This window comes from Pseudomonas sp. PICF6 (genome assembly GCF_009831705.1).
In the GTDB taxonomy this organism is placed as follows: Bacteria; Pseudomonadota; Gammaproteobacteria; order Pseudomonadales; family Pseudomonadaceae; genus Aquipseudomonas; species Aquipseudomonas rhizophila.
Genome location: NZ_WUUD01000013.1, coordinates 115878 through 136598 on the forward strand (window position 1 = coordinate 115878; position 20721 = coordinate 136598).

A 20721-nucleotide genomic window follows, 5' to 3' on the forward strand; every position below is an offset into this window, starting at 1 on the left:
GCTGCCGAACAGGCGTCCCAGCAGCGGCGAGCGCGGCAGTTCCAGGCCCAGGGCAACGTTGTTCAGCACCGTCAGGTGCGGGAACACTGAGTAACGCTGGAACACCACGCCACGGCTGGCATCCGGCTCACCAGCCAGAGGCTCACCGTCCAGCAGAATCTGCCCGCGACTGGCGCGCTCCTGGCCCAAGAGCAGCCGCAGAAAGGTTGATTTGCCACAACCCGACGCCCCCACCAGCGTGCAGAACTCGCCTTCGGCGACGCTCAGGTTCAAGCGTTCGAGCACCACCTGATCGGCGTACTGCTGCCAGACGTTATTGACCTTGATGAAACTCATGCCTTCGCCCCCTCATACCAGGGGAACGCTCGCCGGGTCAGGTGCTTGAGACCCCAGTCCATCAGCCAGGCGAGCAAGGTGATCCACACCACGTACGGCAAGATCACATCCATCGCCAGGTACCGGCGCACCAGGAAAATCCGATAGCCCAGCCCATCGGTGGAGGCGATGGCTTCGGCGGCGATCAGAAACAGCCAGGCCGAACCGAGCATCAGCCGCAGGGAAATCAACAGGCGTGGCAGCAATTGCGGCAGCACCACCCGCAGCATCAGGGTCCAGGTCGAAGCGCCGAGGGTCTGGGCCTTGATCAGCAGCTCGGGCGGAATTTCCCGGGCGCGCTGTTCCAGGTCCCGGGCCAGGCACGGGGTGATGCCAATGACGATCAGCATCACTTTCGACAATTCTCCCAGACCGAAGACGATGAACAGAATGGGCAGGATCGCCAAGGGAGGCACCATCGACAGCACGGTGAGCAACGGCGAGAGCGGCGCGCCGAACAGCGGCAGCGTGCCGGCGGCGATGCCCAGGCACAGGCCGGCCAAGGCGCTGATGCCCAGGCCGATTGCCAGTCTGCGCAGGCTCGATGCGGTATCTTGCCAGAGCAGGTAATCGCCACTGCGCACGTCAGCGGTGAAGGCCAGGCGTTTGACCGCATCGGCCATCTGCACCGCGCTGGGCAGCAGCTTGTCGTTGGGGTTGTCCGTCAACCGTTCGGCCGAGCCCATAAAGTAGGCGAACAGCACCAGCGCGAAGGGCAGGATCACCAACAACAGGCGGCTGGGGCGATCCGGATAGCGGTTGATCAGGCGCATGCCAGCTCCTCCGGTTTACAGCTTGGCGTCGGCGGCCAGCTGCACGTAGGTCGGGTCAAAGCGCAGCTTGAGGTTGGCCTTGTCGCCGCTGGTCACGCCATTGGCAAACGTCATGCCGACCGCGTCGGTGTCCTTGGCGCCTTCGCCGAGCAAACCGTGCTGGAACGAAAACTCGGCGACCTTGCGCATGGTGGCGGGCAGTTGCTCGCTGGTGGCGAAGCTCAGGGCCTCCTTGGGCGTGGCGAACAGCTTGGTGGTGTCCAGCTGCGACTGGAATCCGGCCAGATCGGTGCCCGAGGCTTTGGCCATGTGTTCGAGTGCGGTCTTGCTGGCGGCGTTTTTTGCATCCATCAGCGCCACCACTTCAAACCAGGCACCGGTCAACGCTTTGCCCAGGGCCGGGTTGTCCTGCAGGGTCTGGGTGTTGACCACCATCATGTCCATGATCTCTCCCGGGATCTGGCTGGAATTGAACACCTCGCTCACGCCGGGCTGGGCCTTGATGTCCGAGAGCATCGGGTTCCAGGTGGTGACGGCCTTGACCTGGTCGGTATTGAAGGCCGCGGAGATATCGGCATCGGAGGTGTTGACGACTTTCAGGTCTTTCTCGGTCAGACCGACCGAGTCCAGGGCGCGGGCCAGCAGGTAATGGGAGACCGACAGCTCCACCAGGTTGACGTCCATGCCCTTGAGGTCGGCGACTTTCTTGCCGTCACCCTTGAGCACGATGCCGTCATTGCCGTTGGAAAAATCGCTGACGATCAGCGCGGTGCTGTCCACGCCGCCGGCGGCGGGAATGGTCAAGGCGTCCATGTTGGTCATGGTGCAGCCGTCGAACTGACCGGCGGTGTATTGGTTGATGGATTCGACGTAGTCGTTGAGCTGCACGACATCGATGGTGATGCCGTATTTTTTCGCCCATTTATCGACAATGCCTTGGCTGCCGGCGTACTCCCAGGGCATCCATCCGGCATAAATGGTCCAGCAGACGCTGAAATGGTCTTTTTGCGCGGCAGGGGACGAGGGGCTTACGAGGGCCGAGAACGTAGCGAGGAGCAGGGCGCAAAGACGAAGCTTGAGCATGGTGGTTCTCCAGTTGATCAAGGGCGGACAGGAGCAACGCGGCACCGCGAACGGTGGCTTGTCTCCCGGGCTTTTGTCCCGCCGTGTAACCTCAACTGGAGGTCGCCAACTCTCGGACCAGCCACTCGCCAGAAGCGAGCCGGAACCCTAGTCAGCCATTGCAAATTGTGGTGCCGCGAACCTGTGATGACTCCTGCACGGAGTTTGTTAAAGCGAGAGCCGTGCCAAGTAGCGTAAAGGCCCGGTCCAAAGCGGGTGGGGAGAGATCAGCGCGGCGTCGCCAGTGGGTTTGTGCATGGTTGTGGTGCTTTGCTGCACCGGGATGAGGCGCGGAGCACATGTTTCAACTTATTGCCGGGGCGCACCAGATTCGGATTTCGCTGTCAGATTAATCGTCAGTCACCCAATAGATGACTGCCGCCCGCCAGCGTCGCTGATGTGGCTCATTAGCGGTCCAGGAGGCCGCCATGTATCGACGACTTCTGCTCATTGCGTTTCTGGGTTTGACACTTTCGGCATGTGTTCCTTACGACGGAGGCTCAAGCTACTACCGTTCCGAGGTCTACACCTCACCGGCGCCGGTCTATTACGGTGGCGGGAGCTACTACTCGGCACCGCGCGGCTATTACGCACCGCGGTATTACTCGGCACCGCGTTATTACCAACCGGCACCACGCTATTACTCGGCGCCGCGCTACTACCAACACGGTCCACGCTATTACTCGCCACCGCGCACGGCATACCGGTCTCATCCACACCGGGGCGGCTGGGACGGCCATAACCGGGGCGGCTGGAATGACGACCGTCGTGGCCGAGGCGGACGTGATCATCGGGGACGCGGTGATCATGATGGACGGCGTAACCACCGCTGATTCATCGGCAGCAAAAAGCGGCGCATTGAGCGCCGCTTTTTTGTGCCTGTAACAAACCCGATGGGATAACGCTTGTGGGAGCAAAGCTTGCTCGCGATGACAGGGGATCAGTCAGCTTCCCGGTGACTGGCATACCGCTATCGCGAGCAAGCTTTGCTCCCACAGATGTCGCTCTCACAGAATGTCACCCAGGTTCTTTACTCGTTAGACAAATCCGCCAGCGGATGCCGCCCTTCCCAGGCCTTGTGAAAATGCGCCTCGACCGCTGCTGCGGGGACATGGTTGATGCCCGGCCAGTGCCAGCGGGGCTTGTGGTCTTTGTCGATCAGCCGCGCCCGCACGCCCTCGCTGAATTCAGGGTGTCGGCAGCAGTTGAGGCTCAAGGTGTATTCCATGCGCAACACACTTGCCAATGACAAATGCCGGGCTCGGGCGATCTGTTCCCAGACCAGATGAGCAGTCAGCGGGCAGCCTTCGGTCATGGTCTTGGCCGCCCGCGCGATCAATGGGTCTGAATGGTCCACCAGCAGGCTGAGGGTTTTCCAGGCGCAACGTACATCGCTGACATCCAGCCATTCGTCGATTTTCTGCCGGCGCGGTAGCCATTGCGCCTCGGGTAATTGGGCGACGGCTTCCTGTTGCAAGGCCTTGAGCAAGCTGTTGAGCTGCATGGGCGTCTGTTCCTGCCAATTGAGTTGCAGCAGGCCTTCGATCAGATCGTCCTGTTGTTCATCCAACAGGAAACGGTCGGCCAGACCCAGGTCAATGGCGTCCCGGGCATTCATATGGGCGCCCGTCAGGCCCAGGAACAGGCCAAGCTTGCCGGGCAGCCGCGACAGGAACCAACTGGCGCCGACATCCGGGTACAGGCCGATGCTGATTTCCGGCATCGCCAGGCGCGTGCTCGGTGTGACGATCCGAATATTCGCGCCTTGCAACAGCCCCATGCCGCCGCCAAGCACGTAGCCATGGCCCCAGCACACCAAGGGTTTGGGAAAAGTGTGCAGGTTGAAGTCCAGTCGGTACTCCGCGGCAAAAAATTGCGCCGCCAAGGGCGGTACTTCACCTGGTTGAGCGCGGCAGGCCTCTACCAGGCTGCGCACTTCGCCGCCGGCGCAAAACGCCTTGGCGCCGTTGCCGCGCAACAATACACAGACGATTTGCGGTTCTCTGGCCCAGGCGTCGAGACGATCGCGCAGGGCGTTGATCATCGGCAAGGAGAGGGCATTCAAGGATTTTTCAGCATCCAGGGTGGCGATGCCGATACGGGCGCCATTGATGCCAGTGAGTTCTTCGAAGTGCAGATTCATCGTGACCTCGATCAGAAATTTGAATGATCAGTATGACCGCTGCGTAGGAAAGTGCCGGTTCTGCGTCAGATCAATTGACAAGCCATGTAGGCTTTCCTAGGGTGCGCCCATTGTTTTTACCGGGTGCAACCATGACTGCTGACGACCGTATCAAACTCGAACCGAGCTGGAAGCAAGCCCTGCGTGCCGAGTTCGACCAGCCCTATATGGCAGAGTTGCGTGAATTTCTGCGTCGGGAGTACGCCGCCGGCAAGGAAATTTACCCACCGGCATCGTTGATTTTCAATGCCCTCAACTCCACGCCGCTGGACAAGGTCAAGGTCGTGATCCTCGGCCAGGACCCTTATCACGGCCCAGGCCAGGCTCATGGCTTGTGCTTTTCAGTGCAGCCGGGCGTGCCGGCGCCGCCCTCGCTGGTGAACATCTACAAGGAATTGAAACGCGATCTGAATATCGACATCCCGAATCACGGCTACCTGCAAAGTTGGGCCGACCAGGGGGTGTTGCTGCTCAACACCACCATGACCGTGGAGCGTGCCAATGCCAACTCCCACGCAGGCAAGGGATGGCAGCACTTTACTGATCGGGTCATTGAAGTGGTCAGTGAGCACCAGCCGCATTTGGTCTTTCTACTGTGGGGCGCTCATGCCCAAGGCAAGCAGAAGCTGATCGATGCCACCAAACACTTGGTGCTGACGTCCGTCCACCCGTCGCCGTTGTCGGCTTACCGCGGTTTCCTGGGGTGCGGGCATTTCAGTCGGGCCAACAAGTTTCTTGAGCAACAGGGCGAAGCGCCGATTGATTGGCGGTTGCCGCCGGTTTAATGCGCCCAGCTGACGTGCCCCATCGCGAGCAGGCTCGCTCCCACACTGATTTGTGTACGCCGCAATATTCTGTGGGAGCGAGCCTGCTCGCGATGAAGGCGCCGCGGACGATCAGACCGAACCCGGCTTGCGAATCCAATACCTGAACAACGGCTCCGCCAGAAACAGCACAAACAGCAGCCGCATCACCTGCAACGCCGTCACCAGCGGTACCGACAGTTGCAGCGTCTCCGCCGTCAGGCTCATTTCCGCAATACCGCCGGGCATCATGCCCAAGGTCAGTGACCGCAAGTCCAGGTGGGTCAGCGTGCTCAGGCCCAGGGCCGCGAGGGTTGCGATCAGCATCGTCAACACCGTGCCGATCAGCGTACGTCCCATGAACGACGGCGCGCGGCGGAAGAACTGCCGGTTGAAATGACAACCCAATCCGCTGCCGATCAGCCACTGGCCGATCTGGCTGCCGCCGTCGGGCAGGCCGATGTGCAGATCCCAGCCGATGCTCACCGCCGCACTCACCAGCAACGGTCCGAACAGCCACGGGTTGGGTTGGCGCAAACGCTCCCAGCCCCAGGCGAGCAGGGCGCCTGCCGGGAACAGCAGCGCCAGCCACAGCCAATCCACCGTGGCAGCGTGCTGCACCGGGGCGCCTTCGCCGAGCAAGTATTTGAAAGCGGCCGGTACGCACAGCACCACCACCAGTACCCGCAGGCTCTGGCCGGCAGCGACGCGGCTCAGGTCGGCGCCATTGCGGGCACCGAGGTTGACCATCTCGCCGGAACCGCCCGGCATGCTGGAGAAGAAAGCGGTGGCGCGGTCTTCGCCAGTGCGGCGCATCAGCCACACACTCACCACGCTGGACACGCTGGTGATCAGCGCGCCGAAGAAGATCAGGACAAAATGGCTCAGCACCTGCTCCATCACCACCGGGGTGAAGTGCAGGCCGATACCGATGCCGACCACCCACTGGCCGCATTTACGGCCGCCAGGGATTTCCATCAGTTGCCACGGTGTGAGGCAGCGCACCAGGATGATCGCCAGTAACGAGCCAACCATCCAGGGCAAAGGCCAGCCGATCAGGCTGGCCAGATAACCGCCGGCCAGACCGACCAGCGGTGTTCCCCACCATTGTCTGAGTGTTGCTTTAGACATTGGCCAGGGCGCGACGTTGAGCCGAGCGACGGCGCCAGATCCGCAGCAATGGCATCAGCAGCATGATGACGGTCAATACCCAGCAACCCAGGGTGATCGGGCTCGACCAGAGGATTTCCAGCGCCCCGTTGGAAATCGACAGCGCACGACGCAGGTTCTGTTCCATCAGGCCACCGAGGATGAAGCCCAACAGGACCGGCGACAACGGGAAGTCCAGCTTGCGCAGGATGTAACCGAAGATGCCGATACCGATCATCAGGAACAGGTCGAACGTGGTGGCGTGCACCGCGTAGACGCCGATCCCGGTGATGATCGCGATGACCGGTACCAATGCCCAGTTCGGCACGGCCAGGATACGGGTGAAGACGCGGATCATCGGGATGTTGAGGATCACCAGCATGATGTTGGCGACGAACAACGAAGCGATCAGGCCCCAGACGATGTCAGGTTGTTGCTGGAACAGCAGTGGACCTGGAGTGATGTTGTACAGCGACAGCGCGCCGATCATCACCGCCGTGGTGCCGGAACCCGGAACACCCAGGGTCAGCATCGGCACCAACGCACCGCAGGCGGCGCCGCCGATGGCGGTTTCCGGGGCGGCGAGGCCACGCTTGTCACCTTGGCCGAACGTACCGCTTGCACCGGCGATGCGTTTTTCCGTCATGTACGCCACGGCACTGGCCAGCGTCGCACCGGCACCTGGCAACACGCCCATGATGAAGCCAAGCACGCCGCATCGCATGTTCACCCAGAACACCGACGCCGCTTCCTTGACGTTGAACATCATCCGCCCGGTGGCTTTCACCGCTTCCTGGCCGCGATGGGTCTTTTCCAGCAGTAACAGAATTTCACTGATGGAGAACAGGCCCAGCACCAGCACGACGAACTGGATGCCGTCGGTCAAATGGATATTGTCCCCGGTGAAACGGTAGACGCCGCTGTTGGCGTCAATCCCGACGCAGGACAGGAACAGCCCGATCAGCGCCGCGATGAAGGTCTTGAGCGGGCGGTCTCCGGCCATGCCGCCGAGACAGACAATGGCGAACACCATCAGCACGAAATATTCCGCCGGTCCGAAGGCAATCGCCCATTTGGCCAGCAGCGGGGCGAACAGCACCATCCCGCAAGTGGCAATGAATGCACCGAGGAACGAACTCCACGCCGACAGCGAAAGGGCGACGCCGGCCATGCCTTTGCGGGCCATCGGGTAACCGTCCAGGGTGGTCATGACGGTGGAGGCTTCACCCGGGATGTTGAGCAGGATCGAGCTGATTCGTCCGCCGTATTCGCAACCCAGGTATACGGCCGCCAGCAGGATCAGGGCCGACTCCGGTGGCAGACCGAGGGCGAATGCAATCGGGATCAGCAACGCCACGCCATTGATCGGGCCCAGGCCCGGCAGCAGGCCGACCACGGTGCCGATCAGGGTGCCGCTCAGGGCGGTAACGAGGTTGTAGGGGGTCAGTGCAACGCCAAAACCCTGGCCGAGATAATTCAGGGTATCCATATCAATTCTCCAGGACGTCGAGCAGGCCCAGGGGCAGCGGCACGTCCATCAGCTTGTCGAACAACAGATAGAGACCGATGGCCATCAGGCTGATGATCACCACGCTCGGCACCCAACGACCGCCATACAGGCGCGCCATCGGAACCCCGACCAAAATGCTGGCGAGGATGAAACCCAGGGGTTCGAAGGTCCCGGCGAATATCAGCAGCAGCACTACGCAGATGCCGATTTTCTGCAGGGTCTCGCGATCCAGTTGCGGATCTTCGTCGCTGTGCACGATGGGCGTCGGACGAAACACCATATAAAGCAGGGCCAGGCTCAGCAGCCCGATCATCAGCAAGGGGAAGGCGCGCGGCCCGACCGGTTCATAGGAAAAGGCTGCCTGGTAGGGCCAGGCCATCAGCGCGAGGCCGACGCAAACCAGCAGCAGCACTGAAGCGAAAATACGTTGGATGAGCATGACTAACTCCTGGGCGGCGCCGCAGTGATGCAGGCGCCGCCGCGAGAACAGAGGCGATTACTGGACCAGGCCAAACTCTTTGGCCAGCATCTTGTAGTCGGCCACTTGCTTCTTCACGTAGGTGTCCAGTTCCGGACCGGTCATGGCGAACGGGAACAGTTCGCGCTGGTCACGCAGCTTGGCGAAGTCTTCGGACGCCAGCAGCTTGTCGAATGCATTTTTCCACCAGGCGTAGTCTTCATCGCTGACCTTCGGCCCGAGGTAGAAGCCACGAACCACTGGCCAGACGATCTCGTAGCCTTGTTCACGGGCGGTCGGGATGTCTTTCATTTCCGGCTCATCCAGGCGCTTCTCGGCGAACACCGCCAGCAGGCGCATGTCGCCACTCTGGATGTGTGGCATGGAGTCGGAGATGTCCGTACTGCCTACCTGAATATGGCCGCCCAGCAGTGCCGTTGCGATCTCGCCACCGCCTTCGAGCGCCACGTAGCGCAGTTTGCGCGGGTCGATACCGGCGGCCTTGGCGATCAGCGCGGTTTGCATCCAGTCCTGGCTGCCCACGGTGCCGCCGGAACCGATGACCACGGAACCTGGATCTTTCTTCAGTGCCTGTACCAGATCATCGAGGTTCTTGTAGGGCGAATCGCTCTTGACCGCGATGGCGCCATAGCTGGTGCCAACGGCTGCCAACCAGCGAACGGCGTTTTCGTCGAAACGCCCGAATTTGCCTTGGGCCAGGTTCAGCAGCGAGCCACTGGACCAGGCCACCAGCGTGCCGGCGTCGGCCGGGCGCTGCGCGACCACTGCGTTGTAGGCCACTGCACCGACGCCGCCGGGCATGTAGGTCACACGCATCGGTTTGGTCAGCAGTTTTTCGTTCACCAGGGCGCTTTGGGCCAATTTGCACGTCAGGTCAAAACCGCCGCCAGGCGCGGCCGGGGCGATGCATTCCGGACGCTTGGGTTCGGCGAGCAACTGCCCGGCGAACATCAGGCAACCAGCGGCCAGGGCTACTTTACGCAGTGATAGGTTCATTTTTGTCTCCACAGGAGTTGTTGTTGTGTGTTGCACATTTGCCGTTGTCGGACCCTTCGGGAATCGACAGCGGGCCATCAGGAGCGATAGGTCACGTGGCGTAGACGCACAGAGACGACGGTGCAAGACCGGCGAAAGCGGCGGCGCAAGTGAAGGCGATCTGGTTGAGGCGGGAAGGGCGAGCAGGCGTCGGGGCCTGGGGCTGTATGGACAGCATGGTGAATACTCCGCTCTATTGTTCTTATTTGGCGAAAACGCTTCGGGGCGTTTTTCGTTCGCGAGGTGCCTCGCGACCGGCAGTCGAAACTTGCCGTTGGAGGACTGTAACCGGCCAACCTTTCGCTAACCTTTCAAAAGCTTTCACGATGTTTTTGGCTTCACAGAGGTGGATGCGGCTGTAAACTCCGCGCCACAGAATGGTGCCGACCATCCCTGAATCGAGGTGAAATCCAATGCGTGTCCTGCTCGTCGAAGACCATCTCCAGCTGGCCGAAAGTGTAGCCCAGGCGCTCAAGAGCACCGGTTTGACCGTGGATGTGCTGCACGACGGGGTGGCGGCTGACCTGGCTTTGAGCAGCGAGGAGTACGCGGTCGCGATTCTCGATGTGGGGCTGCCACGCATGGACGGTTTCGAGGTGCTGGCCCGGCTGCGGGCCCGCGGCAAGACCTTACCGGTGTTGATGCTGACTGCCCGTAGCGACGTCAAGGACCGGGTTCATGGCCTGAACCTGGGTGCTGACGATTACCTGGCCAAGCCGTTCGAGCTCACGGAGCTGGAGGCTCGGGTCAAGGCACTGTTGCGCCGTAGCGTATTGGGGGGCGAACGCCAGCAGCGCTGTGGTGGGTTGATTTATGACCTGGACACCCGCCGCTTCACCCTCGACGACGAATTGCTGACCCTGACTTCCCGCGAGCAGGCCGTGCTGGAGGCGTTGATCGCCCGGCCAGGGCGGGTGATGAGCAAGGAGCAGCTTGCGGCCCAGGTGTTCGGCCTGGACGAAGAGGCCAGCCCCGATGCCATCGAAATCTACGTCCACCGCCTGCGCAAGAAACTCGACGGCCATGCCGTGGCGATCGTGACATTCCGTGGCCTCGGCTACCTGCTGGAAACCCGCGATGCATAAGCCCGACAGTTTGCGTTGGCGACTGCTCTGGAACCTGGCACTGCTGTTGGTGGTACTGATGCTCGCCAGCGGCCTGAGTGCTTACTGGAACGGTCGCGAAGCCGCGGACACGGCCTACGACCGCACGCTGCTGGCCTCCGCCCGGACCATCGCCGCCGGCCTGTCGCAACGCGACGGCAGCCTCAGCGCGGATGTGCCTTACGTGGCCCTGGATACCTTTGCCTACGACAGCGCCGGGCGTATTTACTACCAGGTCAATGACATCCACCAGAAGCTGATTTCCGGCTACGAAAACCTCCCAGGTCCACCGCCCGGTACGCCGCGTACCGACGATTACCCGGCCCTGGCGCGCTTTTATAACGCCAGCTATCAGGGGCAGGATGTGCGGGTGGTGAGCCTGCTCAAGGCGGTGAGTGAACCGAACATGAACGGCATGGCGGAGATTCGCGTGGCGGAAACCGAAGAGGCGCGGATCAGCATGGCCCGCGGCTTGATGGCCGACACACTGTTGCGCCTGGGTATGCTGGCGGTGGGCGCGCTGCTGATGGTGTGGTTCGCCGTCAGTGCCGCCTTGCGCCCCCTGGAGCGCTTGCGCACGGCGGTGGAGGAGCGTCAGCCGGATGATTTGCGGCCATTGCCCCTGGTGGAGGTCCAGCATGAACTCTGGCCACTGGTGCGGGCCCTCAACCATTTCACCGAGCGTCTTCGTGGGCAATTCGAACGTCAGGCGCAATTCATCGCCGACGCCGCCCATGAACTGCGCACGCCTTTGGCTGCGCTGAAGGCCCGGCTTGAGCTGGGGCTGCGCGCCAGCGAGCCGGCAATCTGGCGTGAAACCCTGGAAACCGCGGCCCAAGGCACGGATCGGTTGACCCATCTGGCGAATCAGTTGCTGTCCCTGGCGCGTGTCGAAAATGGTGCCCGGGCCATCGCCGAGGGCGGCGCGCAGTTGCTTGATCTCAGCCAATTGGCACGGGAGCTGGGTATGGCCATGGCCCCGTTGGCCCATGCCCGTGGCGTGGCGTTGGCTTTGGAAGCCGACGAACCGGTATGGCTGCGAGGTGAGCCGACCTTGTTGAACGAGTTGTTGAGCAACCTGGTGGACAACGCCCTGGCCCATACCCCATCGGGCGGCAATGTGATTCTGCGGGTCACAGCGCCTGCGGTGCTTGAGGTCGAGGACGACGGGCCGGGCATCCCGCCGCATGAGCGAGACCGCGTGTTCGAGCGCTTCTATCGACGCAATCAGCAAGTGGCCGGTTCGGGTCTGGGGTTGGCGATCGTCGGTGAAATCTGCCGTGCGCACCTGGCGCAAATCACGCTGCATGATGGGCAGGAGGGTGGTTTGAAAGTTAGGGTGAGCTTTATCCCCGGTTCAGATTGATCCCGAGCCGAGCTCTATTGTAGCGAGGGGATTTATCCCCGCTGGGCTGCGAAGCAGCCCCAAACTGGCGATTTAGGTGTATCAGACAGAACGCCAGGGGCCGCTTCGCGCCTCAGCGGGGATAAATCCCCTCGCCACAGGTTCAGTGCCTGAGCTCAAGTTCGGGGGCTTGAGCCTGGTTGCTTAATAAAACATCGACCGCGCTTCTTCGATCTCCGCGCACCGGGCTTTGTTTTCCGGGTCGATGCCCAGCTTATTGAAGGCCGGTACCCCGAAGGCATCGATCCTGCCCAGGGGGTGGTCGGAGTCCTTGTAGCAATACAACGCAGCTACCTGCACCAGGTCGACGTAATCGAGTTGTTTCGAATCTCGGGTGAAGTCCAGATACAGCCCCGGCAGCTTCACCAGTCTTTCTGGAAACTCCCAAACACTGAGCAACTTGTCTCCCAGCACCGGGTGAATCGTCTCGATGACGTGATTGAGACTGACCGGGTCAGACAGCAATTCATTGTTGTCTTCGGCGTAGGTGAGAATCGGCAGTACGCCGATCTGATGCACCAGCCCACCCAGCGCGGCTTGATCGGGTTTGAGTTGCGTATAGATCCGGCACAACGCATAGCAGACACCGGCGATTTCCAGGCTTTTACGCCAGACTTCGCGCATCTTCTGTTCCACCACTTCGGAACGGGCATGGAAAATCTGCTCCATGACCAGGCCGATGGCCAGGTTGCTGCTGTAGTTGACCCCCAGCCGGGTGATGGCTGTGTGCAGATCAGTGACTTCCTGGGTCGCACGCAGCAGTGGGCTGTTGACCACTTTTATCAGGCGCGCCGAAAGCGCCGTGTCACGACCAATCACCTTGCTCAGGTTGCTGACGCTGATTTCCGGGTCTTCGGCGGCCCGGCGAATCTGCAGGGCCACTTCCGGTAATGTTGGCAGAACCAGGTCATCGTTATCGATGGCCTCCACCAAATCCCGTTGGACCTTATCCGCCAAATCGCTCATTTCGTTTCTCTAGGGTATTACGACAAAATGCTGCGATCAGCGCTGGATTTCGCGGTCGCGGTCCAGTTCGTAAGGCAGGTCGAGCAATTGCAGGCCCGGGCCTTCCAGCGCGCCGAGGTGCAAATTGTCATCTTCTGCAGCTTCGGCCTGTACCACCGCCAGCAGTTCAATGTTTCGTTCGGCGTGAGCGGCCATCACCACTTCACCGATAGAACTGCCGTGCGTGGGTGAAAATAAGGGGGTGCCAGGCTCGGGCAGTTCACCGGCATCCATTTGCAGCCGATACAGGCGCCGCTTGAGTTTGCCCAGGTACTGCATGCGGGCGACGATTTCCTGGCCGGTGTAGCAACCTTTCTTGAAGCTCACGCCGCCAACGGCTTGCAGATTGAGCATCTGCGGAATGAACAGTTCGCGGGTAGCCGGCATGACCTGGCCGATCCCGGCGCGGATCTGACCCAGCAGCCACTGGTTCAGCTCGCCCTCGGTCAACTGTTCGCGCAGCCGGGCTGACAGCGGGTCGGCCTGTTCGGCGGGCGCCCAAAGTTCGGCGCGGTTCGGAGAGACGCGAATGGCAATCAGGCAATCATGACGAACGACGCTGTCGGTCTCGGCCGGCAGCTCAAGGCCCAAGGCTGCGAGCGCCGTGTCGGCGTTCTCCAGGCCGAAGCGAGCCCAGGCGGTGCTTTCATCGGTCAGTCTGGATTTGGAGAACACGGCATACTTTTTCAGGTCCGCCAGTTGCGGTTCGAGCAATTCGCTGGCCATTGCCATCAGTACACCATCGCCTTCGAGCAGGATGCGGAAACTCGATTGCATCCGGCCCTTCTGGGTGCAGCGGGCACCGAGGCTGGCCCGGCTGTCGCTCAGGTAGTTGAGGTTGCAGGTCAATTGGCCTTGCAGGAATTTGCCAGCGTCCACGCCGCGGACCGCGAGAACGCCTTCGTGGGACAGGGTGCAGAAAAAAGCGGAATCAGCCATGGGTCATCGCAGGGTAAAAAGTCTGGTGGACATCATAAGGGGGCGCCCTTGAAATGGGTAGTTCACAAAGGATCGGTGGCGCCCGACCCGAGCCGTCTGTTCCATCGCGGCGGGGCCTGTATACTTGCGCTCTATTTGAGGAGCGCTCCATGGTCGAAGATGTTGAACTGAATCGCCTTTACTGGCACAGCCGCCGCGGCATGCTTGAGCTTGACGTGTTGCTGGTGCCGTTCGTGAAAGAAGTTTATCCCCACCTTAACGACGTCGACCGTGCGTGCTACGTGCGTCTGCTCGAGTGCGAGGATCAGGACATGTTCGGCTGGTTCATGGAACGCAGCGAATCCGAAGACCCGGAGCTGCAGCGCATGGTTCGGATGATTCTGGACCGTGTCCAGCCCAAGTAATCGCTTTGAATGCCGCTGGCAGGCTTCCGGGCAACTGCTGGCGGCCTATCTCCTGGCCCAGGCCTTTGCCTTGGGTTCGTTGTTGCTGTTGTCCGTCCCGTTCTGGTTAATCAGCCTCGGCGTGCTGCTGTGCCTGGCCCATGGTGCCTGGACGCTACCGCGGCATCTATTGTTGACCCACCATCAGGCTTTTTGCCGGTTGCGTCGTGACGCCGATGGCTGGCAGCTGTGGAACAGGGCATCTGGCTGGCAGGCGGTGCAATTGCGCCCTGACAGCCTGGCGTTGCCGATGATTATCGTGCTGCGTTTTCGCCTGCGGGGGGAGTGGCGGGTCCGCTCGCTGTGTGTGCCCCGCGATGCGCTGGCGCCGGATCTGCATCGGCGCCTGCGGGTTCGGCTCAAGTTCAGCCGGCGTAGGTGGGCGGCACCAGGATAGTGTCCAACGCTTCGGGCAGCAGGCCCGGGTAGTCGAGCGTGTAGTGCAGCCCGCGGCTTTCCTTGCGTTCCATGGCTGAACGAATCATCAGTTCAGCGACCTGGGCCAGGTTGCGCAACTCGATCAGGTCGCGGCTGACCTTGTAGTTGCTGTAGAACTCATCGATTTCATCCAGCAACAGCCGCACCCGATGCTGCGCCCTCTGCAGGCGTTTGTTGGTGCGCACGATGCCAACGTAGTCCCACATGAAGCGCCGCAGTTCGTCCCAGTTGTGAGCGATGATCACATCTTCGTCTGAGTCGGTGACTTGGCTGGCGTCCCACGAGGGCAGGGCGGATGGGGCGGCGATCTGCGGCAATTGCTCAAGAATGTCCGCTGCCGCCGAGCGGGCGTAGACGAAACATTCCAGCAACGAGTTGCTGGCCATGCGGTTGGCGCCGTGCAGGCCGGTGAAGCTGGTTTCGCCAATGGCATACAGGCCCGGTACGTCAGTGCGCCCCTGTTGGTCGACCATCACCCCTCCGCAGGTGTAATGCGCCGCTGGCACCACCGGAATCGGTTGCTTGGTGATGTCGATGGAAAACTCCAGGCAACGCTCGTACACCGTGGGGAAATGGCTCTTGATGAATGCTTCGGGCTTGTGGCTGATGTCCAGGTAGACGCAGTCGATGCCCAGGCGCTTCATTTCGTGGTCGATGGCCCGGGCGACGATATCCCGGGGCGCCAGTTCGGCACGGGAATCGAAGCGCTGCATGAAGCGCTCGCCGTTAGGAAGTTTCAGGTGAGCACCTTCGCCGCGCAGGGCCTCGGTGATCAGGAAGCTCTTGGCCAACGGATGGTAGAGGCATGTGGGGTGGAACTGATTGAACTCCAGGTTCGCCACCCGGCAGCCTGAACGCCAGGCCATGGCAATGCCGTCCCCGCATGCGCCGTCGGGGTTGCTGGTGTAAAGGTAGACTTTCGCGGCACCGCCGGAGGCCAGGATCACGAAGCGGGCGCCGTAGGTGTCGACCTCCCCGGTGCCACGGTTGAGCACGTAGGCACCCAGGCACCGATCACCGTCTAGGCCCAAGCGTTTTTCGGTAATCAGATCGACCGCGACGCGTTGCTCCAGAAGCTCGATATTGGGCCGCTGGCGGGCTTGGGCCAGCAACGTCTTGAAAATCGCCGCACCGGTGGCGTCGGCAGCGTGAATGATGCGCCGATGGCTGTGACCGCCCTCGCGGGTCAGGTGAAACTCGAAACTACCGTCTTCGGTACCGGATTGCTCGTCACGCGTGAAGGGGACGCCCTGGTCGATCAGCCACTGTATGGCTTCCCTGCTGTGTTCGACGGTGAAACGCACGGCTTCTGGATTGCACAGGCCACCCCCGGCATTGAGGGTGTCATCGACATGCGATTCAATAGTGTCGGTGTCATCCAGCACGGCCGCGACGCCACCCTGGGCCCAGAATGTCGAACCGTTGGCCAGGTCGCCTTTGCTCAGGACTGCGATGCGCAGATGCTCAGGCAGTGTCAACGCCAGGCTCAATCCGGCGGCGCCGCTGCCGATTACCAGAACATCGTGTTGGAACTGTTGGCTCATTCGAAAGGTTTCCGCTCAAAACGACCCGGGTCGGGGTTGGCGCAAGACATCCGTTTCAATGGGGTCAGGCAGCCATGCAGCCCACTAGTATATAGAGAGGGGGATCGGCACAATAGCGGCGTATTCATGGCAATGTGAAACCAGAATGACACAACCGTGACGCTTCGTCGGATCACGATTTTGGTGGATGGGCGACAAGGCGACCGTTTCGAGGATGAAAGGCTGTTTATCTCGTCAGGGTTGCTCGATGTTCCACACACAAGGCTATAAATAGTTGGAACTTTTGCCGAGCGACTGGGTTCAATAGACGGTTGTCTGCAAAAGGGAACAGCGTCGGGTTGGTGCAAGATTAGGATTTGAATCTTTGCCGACAGGCCCGGCGACAGATTATTCGCGCAGCCGGGGAATCTCGTGCTGCGTTTTTCGTGCGTGCCGGATCAGAGCGCGCCGGAAACTTGCTTGGAGGGGAGAACTTTTGCGAAAAGCCCGAGTCTATGGTTGCAAGCCCGGTCGATTAGTAATGCAAGCCTCCTTCGAGCTTATCGAGGAGTGTTCATGCTAACCCAGGAAGAGGATCAGCAACTGGTCGAGCGCGTTCAACGCGGCGACAAGCGAGCTTTCGATCTGCTAGTGCTGAAATACCAGCACAAAATTCTCGGGTTGATCGTGCGTTTTGTGCACGACACCCATGAAGCCCAGGATGTTGCTCAGGAAGCCTTCATCAAGGCTTACCGTGCGCTTGGTAATTTCCGCGGAGACAGCGCGTTTTACACGTGGCTTTACCGCATCGCCATTAACACGGCGAAAAACTATCTGGTTTCACGCGGCCGCCGGCCGCCGGATAGCGATGTGAGTTCTGAAGATGCAGAGTTCTATGATGGCGATCACGGCCTCAAGGATCTTGAATCACCGGAACGAGCGTTGCTGCGGGATGAGATCGAAGGCACTGTCCATCGGACCATCCAGCAACTGCCCGAAGATTTGCGTACGGCTCTAACTTTACGTGAATTCGACGGTCTGAGTTACGAGGACATTGCCAGCGTCATGCAGTGTCCGGTGGGTACCGTGCGCTCCCGGATTTTCCGCGCTCGGGAGGCCATCGATAAAGCCCTGCAACCTTTGTTGCAGGAAAACTGAGACAGCGGCGACAGCCAAGAGAGGAACGCCATGAGTCGTGAAGCCCTGCAGGAATCGCTGTCCGCAGTGATGGATAACGAAGCGGACGAATTGGAATTGCGTCGGGTACTCAATGCCTTCGACGATGTTGAAACCCGTGAGACCTGGGCTCGTTACCAGATTGCCCGGGCTGTCATGCACAAGGACCTGCTGCTTCCGCGTCTGGACATCGCTGCGGCTGTGTCTGCTGCTCTGGCTGATGAAGCTGTTCCGGCCAAAGCCTCCCGCAGCCCTTGGCGTAGCCTGGGTCGTCTTGCGGTTGCCGCTTCGGTTACGGTGGCCGTGCTGGCCGGGGTTCGCCTCTACAACCAGGATGAGATCGCTGGTGTGCAAATGGCCCAGCAGTCCAATCAGCCTGGCTTGGCCGCTCCACAGGTCAAGGGCCCGGCAGTGTTGGCCGGTTATAGCGAAAGCTCGGAAGTCGCCGGTCCAATGGCCAATGGTGTGCTGCAAGGCCAGCCAGGCTGGCATGATCAGCGTCTGCCCAACTACCTGCGTCAGCATGCCCAGGAAGCAGCCCTGAAAGGTACTGAAAGCGCACTGCCTTACGCCCGTGCAGCCAGTCTGGAAAACCGCTAAGGAGGACCATGCGCGCCATACCTCTTTTTTCGCTTCTGCTGGGTGGCTGGTGCGTTATCCCAGCTTATGCCGGTGAGGCTCAGGACTGGCTTAATCGTTTGAGTCAAGCCGAGCAACAGCAAAGCTTCCAGGGCACTTTCGTTTACGAGCGTAATGGTAGTTTTTCTACCCATAGCATCTGGCATCGTGTCCAGGATGGCAAAGTCCGCGAGCGCCTACTCCAGCTCGATGGGTCGGCACAGGAAGTCCTGCGCATTGATGGACGTACTCAATGCGTAAGCGGCTCCTTGATTGCTGGGGTGGGGAATACGCCTGAAGGCACGGCACGTGCGCTCGATCCGCAAAAACTCAAGAATTGGTATGATCTTGCCGTCATTGGCAAGTCGCGCGTGGCCGGGCGCCCGGCAGTGATTGTGGCGCTGACACCCAAGGACCAGCATCGTTATGGTTTCGAACTGCATCTGGACCGAGAGACCGGCCTGCCGCTCAAGTCTCTGTTGCTCAATGACAAGGGCCAGTTGCTGGAGCGTTTTCAGTTCACACGCTTGAATATCACGGCACCGTCCGACGCTGATCTGCAAACCACTGCCGAATGCAAGGTAGTAGCGCAGACCCCAGCTAAAAGTGCCATGGCGAAAACTGCATGGCGTTCGGACTGGCTTCCACCGGGCTTCGAACTGACCAGCAGTGCGCTGAGAAAGGATCCGGAAACCAACGTTCAGGTCAATAGCCTGATGTACGATGATGGCTTGGCTCGTTTCTCGGTGTTTCTGGAACCGTTGAACGGCGCGACTGTCACCGACACGCGTACGCAGCTCGGCCCGACAGCAGCTGTTTCGCGTCGACTCACGACGCCCCAGGGCGAAATGATGGTCACGGTGGTCGGCGAAATTCCCATCGGCACAGCGGAACGGATCGCGCTCTCCATGCGTTCCGATGCCACGGCGACTCAATAGCTGCCAGGGTGGTTCGATTGGGCAAGAGGCTTACAGCGCCGGGACTTGATCGAAATGCCGAAACTTTCTGTCAGCATTTTCATTTGCAAAACTTCAATTTTTTTTCTATAGGTCAGAGCCGCTCGGCTCTGGCCTTGCCTGTTTGCGGAACAAAAATACCGGCGTATCTTCCCCTGGTATTTCTTGCTCCATATCGCTTAACCACGCTCGTCGTAACGGGAGCCGTATGTCGATACCACGCTTGAAAACCTATCTTTCCATCTTTGCCACTGTGCTTGTGCTCGGTCAGGCCGTTCCCGCTATGGCGGTCGAATTGCCTGACTTCACTGAGCTGGTCGAGCAAGCCTCGCCTGCGGTGGTGAACATCAGTACCACCCAGAAACTGCCGGAACGCAGGGTGATGGATCAGCAGATGCCGGACCTGGAAGGTTTGCCACCGATGTTGCGCGAGTTCTTCGAACGCGGGATGCCGCAACCGCGTTCGCCCGGCGGTGGCCGTCAGCGTGAAGCGCAGTCCCTGGGCTCAGGTTTCATTATTTCGCCCGACGGTTACATCCTGACCAATAACCACGTGATTGCCGATGCCGACGAGATCCTGGTGCGCCTGGCAGACCGCAGTGAGCTCAAGGCCAAGCTGATCGGCACTGACCCGCGTTCTGACGTGGCGTTGCTGAAGATCGAAGGGAAAGATCTGCCCGTGCTCAAGCTGGGCAAATCCCAGAACCTGAAAGCCGGCCAGTGGGTCGTGGCCATCGGTTCGCCGTTTGGCTTCGACCATACCGTAACCCAGGGCATCGTCAGCGCCATCGGTCGCAGCCTGCCAAACGAAAACTACGTGCCGTTCATCCAGACCGACGTGCCGATCAACCCAGGCAACTCCGGTGGGCCGTTGTTCAACCTCGACGGTGAAGTCGTGGGGATCAACTCCCAGATATATACCCGTTCGGGCGGTTTCATGGGCGTGTCCTTCGCGATTCCGATCGACGTTGCCATGGACGTGTCCAATCAGCTGAAAACCGAAGGCAAGGTCAGCCGCGGCTGGTTGGGCGTGGTCATTCAGGAAGTGAACAAGGACCTGGCCGAGTCGTTCGGCCTGGAGAAACCAGCCGGTGCGCTGGTGGCGCAGATTCAGGAGGGGGGGCCGGCTGCCAAGGGTGGCCTGCAAGTGGGCGACGTGATCCTGAGCATGAATGGCCAGCCGATCGTCATGTCCGCTGACTTGCCCCATCTGGTAGGTGCCCTCAAGGCCGGTTCCAAGGCTAATCTGGAAGTGATTCGCGAAGGCAAGCGCACAAACGTCGAATTGACCGTCGGCGCCATCCCTGAGGAAGGCAAGGAGCTGGACTCGCTGGCCAAGTCAGGCGTGGAACGTAGCAGCAATCGTCTGGGCGTGGCTGTGGCGGAGCTTACGCCAGAGCAAAAACGGACCCTGGAGCTGCAAGGTGGTGTAGTGATCAAGGAGGTGCAGGAGGGTCCTGCGGCCATGATCGGCCTGCAACCAGGCGACATCATCACTCACCTGAACAACCAGGCAATCGGTTCGGCCAAGGAGTTCACCGACATCGCCAAGGCGTTGCCGAAGAATCGTTCAGTCTCGATGCGGGTTCTGCGTCAGGGCCGTGCGAGTTTCATTACCTTCAAGCTGGCCGAGTGATCGCTTAGCTGTCCCCCAAAAAAAACCGCCTCGAAAGAGGCGGTTTTTTTTT

The 20721-nt window shown here is 60.6% G+C and carries 22 protein-coding genes and 1 riboswitch; of the genes, 10 read left to right on the forward strand and 12 right to left on the reverse strand.

Annotated elements, in window-relative coordinates; all coding sequences use genetic code 11:
* The 3 genes from GSM73_RS26925 to GSM73_RS05565 form a co-directional block, all read right to left on the reverse strand.
* Window positions 1-336: ATP-binding cassette domain-containing protein (locus GSM73_RS26925; RefSeq protein WP_256676723.1), on the reverse strand; the 336-nt coding region annotated here is incomplete at its 3' end.
* On the reverse strand, window positions 333-1148 hold the full coding sequence (locus GSM73_RS05560; RefSeq protein WP_047227986.1) for an ABC transporter permease: 816 nt from the start codon (window positions 1146-1148) through the stop codon (window positions 333-335). The genes GSM73_RS05560 and GSM73_RS26925, both read right to left, overlap by 4 nt.
* 15 nt (window positions 1149-1163) lie before the next feature.
* On the reverse strand, window positions 1164-2231 hold the full coding sequence (locus GSM73_RS05565) for a putative urea ABC transporter substrate-binding protein (protein ID WP_139050921.1): 1068 nt from the start codon (window positions 2229-2231) through the stop codon (window positions 1164-1166).
* A gap of 60 nt (window positions 2232-2291) precedes the next feature.
* Window positions 2292-2393, reverse strand: a riboswitch (guanidine-I (ykkC/yxkD leader).
* A gap of 305 nt (window positions 2394-2698) precedes the next feature.
* Between GSM73_RS05565 and GSM73_RS05570 the strand changes: the two genes are divergently transcribed.
* A complete protein-coding gene (locus GSM73_RS05570; protein WP_107322081.1) occupies window positions 2699-3103 on the forward strand; it encodes a hypothetical protein in 405 nt (134 codons plus the stop codon).
* Between the two features lie 197 nt (window positions 3104-3300).
* On the opposite strand, the gene GSM73_RS05575 is transcribed toward GSM73_RS05570, so the two are convergent.
* The gene (locus tag GSM73_RS05575; protein WP_160891824.1) at window positions 3301-4413 is read right to left on the reverse strand and encodes an enoyl-CoA hydratase/isomerase family protein; all 1113 of its coding nucleotides are present in this window, start codon (window positions 4411-4413) and stop codon (window positions 3301-3303) included.
* A 131-nt stretch (window positions 4414-4544) separates the two neighbouring features.
* On the opposite strand from GSM73_RS05575, the gene ung reads away from it, so the two are divergent.
* A complete protein-coding gene (gene ung / locus GSM73_RS05580; protein WP_047227983.1) occupies window positions 4545-5237 on the forward strand; it encodes a uracil-DNA glycosylase in 693 nt (230 codons plus the stop codon).
* Window positions 5238-5348: 111 nt separating this feature from the next.
* On the opposite strand, the gene GSM73_RS05585 is transcribed toward ung, so the two are convergent.
* The 5 genes from GSM73_RS05585 to GSM73_RS26930 all read right to left on the reverse strand — a co-directional run bounded on the left by GSM73_RS05585 (window position 5349) and on the right by GSM73_RS26930 (window position 9605).
* Window positions 5349-6386 (reverse strand): AbrB family transcriptional regulator, encoded by a 1038-nt coding sequence (locus tag GSM73_RS05585; protein WP_107322083.1) that lies wholly within the window; start codon window positions 6384-6386, stop codon window positions 5349-5351.
* Complete coding sequence (locus tag GSM73_RS05590; protein WP_047227981.1) at window positions 6379-7893, reverse strand: tripartite tricarboxylate transporter permease; 1515 nt, start codon at window positions 7891-7893, stop codon at window positions 6379-6381. The genes GSM73_RS05585 and GSM73_RS05590 overlap by 8 nt, the downstream gene beginning before the upstream one ends.
* A 1-nt stretch (window position 7894) precedes the next feature.
* Complete coding sequence (locus tag GSM73_RS05595; RefSeq protein WP_047227980.1) at window positions 7895-8353, reverse strand: tripartite tricarboxylate transporter TctB family protein; 459 nt, start codon at window positions 8351-8353, stop codon at window positions 7895-7897.
* A gap of 57 nt (window positions 8354-8410) precedes the next feature.
* Window positions 8411-9388 carry a tripartite tricarboxylate transporter substrate binding protein gene (locus GSM73_RS05600; RefSeq protein ID WP_047227979.1) on the reverse strand — a complete coding sequence of 326 codons (978 nt, stop codon included), beginning with the start codon at window positions 9386-9388 and terminating at the stop codon, window positions 8411-8413.
* Window positions 9389-9479: 91 nt separating this feature from the next.
* On the reverse strand, window positions 9480-9605 hold the full coding sequence (locus tag GSM73_RS26930) for a hypothetical protein (RefSeq protein WP_256676726.1): 126 nt from the start codon (window positions 9603-9605) through the stop codon (window positions 9480-9482).
* Window positions 9606-9840: 235 nt separating this feature from the next.
* On the opposite strand from GSM73_RS26930, the gene GSM73_RS05605 reads away from it, so the two are divergent.
* Together GSM73_RS05605 and GSM73_RS05610 are read left to right on the forward strand one after the other, a co-directional pair.
* Window positions 9841-10512, forward strand: a complete 672-nt coding sequence (locus tag GSM73_RS05605) for a response regulator (protein WP_047227978.1) — start codon at window positions 9841-9843, stop codon at window positions 10510-10512.
* Window positions 10505-11896, forward strand: a complete 1392-nt coding sequence (locus GSM73_RS05610; RefSeq protein WP_047227977.1) for a sensor histidine kinase — start codon at window positions 10505-10507, stop codon at window positions 11894-11896. The genes GSM73_RS05605 and GSM73_RS05610 overlap by 8 nt, the downstream gene beginning before the upstream one ends.
* 183 nt (window positions 11897-12079) lie before the next feature.
* On the opposite strand, the gene GSM73_RS05615 is transcribed toward GSM73_RS05610, so the two are convergent.
* A complete protein-coding gene (locus GSM73_RS05615; protein ID WP_047227976.1) occupies window positions 12080-12901 on the reverse strand; it encodes an HDOD domain-containing protein in 822 nt (273 codons plus the stop codon).
* A 36-nt stretch (window positions 12902-12937) separates the two neighbouring features.
* Window positions 12938-13879, reverse strand: a complete 942-nt coding sequence (locus GSM73_RS05620) for a folate-binding protein YgfZ (protein ID WP_160891826.1) — start codon at window positions 13877-13879, stop codon at window positions 12938-12940.
* 149 nt (window positions 13880-14028) lie between these two features.
* Between GSM73_RS05620 and GSM73_RS05625 the strand changes: the two genes are divergently transcribed.
* Together GSM73_RS05625 and GSM73_RS05630 are read left to right on the forward strand one after the other, a co-directional pair.
* On the forward strand, window positions 14029-14283 hold the full coding sequence (locus GSM73_RS05625) for a succinate dehydrogenase assembly factor 2 (RefSeq protein ID WP_007930227.1): 255 nt from the start codon (window positions 14029-14031) through the stop codon (window positions 14281-14283).
* Window positions 14267-14719 carry a protein YgfX gene (locus GSM73_RS05630; RefSeq protein WP_160891828.1) on the forward strand — a complete coding sequence of 151 codons (453 nt, stop codon included), beginning with the start codon at window positions 14267-14269 and terminating at the stop codon, window positions 14717-14719. Before GSM73_RS05625 ends, GSM73_RS05630 begins: the two co-directional genes overlap by 17 nt.
* Here the strand turns inward: GSM73_RS05630 and nadB are convergent.
* Window positions 14688-16304 (reverse strand): L-aspartate oxidase, encoded by a 1617-nt coding sequence (gene nadB / locus GSM73_RS05635; RefSeq protein ID WP_160891830.1) that lies wholly within the window; start codon window positions 16302-16304, stop codon window positions 14688-14690. The genes GSM73_RS05630 and nadB overlap by 32 nt on opposite strands.
* 555 nt (window positions 16305-16859) lie before the next feature.
* On the opposite strand from nadB, the gene rpoE reads away from it, so the two are divergent.
* The 4 genes from rpoE (at window position 16860) to GSM73_RS05655 (ending at window position 20669) form a co-directional block, all read left to right on the forward strand.
* A complete protein-coding gene (rpoE, locus tag GSM73_RS05640; RefSeq protein WP_003172477.1) occupies window positions 16860-17441 on the forward strand; it encodes an RNA polymerase sigma factor RpoE in 582 nt (193 codons plus the stop codon).
* Window positions 17442-17471: 30 nt separating this feature from the next.
* Window positions 17472-18059: a sigma-E factor negative regulatory protein gene (locus GSM73_RS05645; RefSeq protein WP_047227972.1), complete on the forward strand. Its 588-nt coding sequence runs from the start codon at window positions 17472-17474 to the stop codon at window positions 18057-18059.
* Between the two features lie 8 nt (window positions 18060-18067).
* Complete coding sequence (locus GSM73_RS05650) at window positions 18068-19015, forward strand: MucB/RseB C-terminal domain-containing protein (RefSeq protein WP_107322087.1); 948 nt, start codon at window positions 18068-18070, stop codon at window positions 19013-19015.
* 226 nt (window positions 19016-19241) lie between these two features.
* A complete protein-coding gene (locus tag GSM73_RS05655; protein ID WP_047227970.1) occupies window positions 19242-20669 on the forward strand; it encodes a DegQ family serine endoprotease in 1428 nt (475 codons plus the stop codon).
* Window positions 20670-20721: the final 52 nt, after the last annotated feature.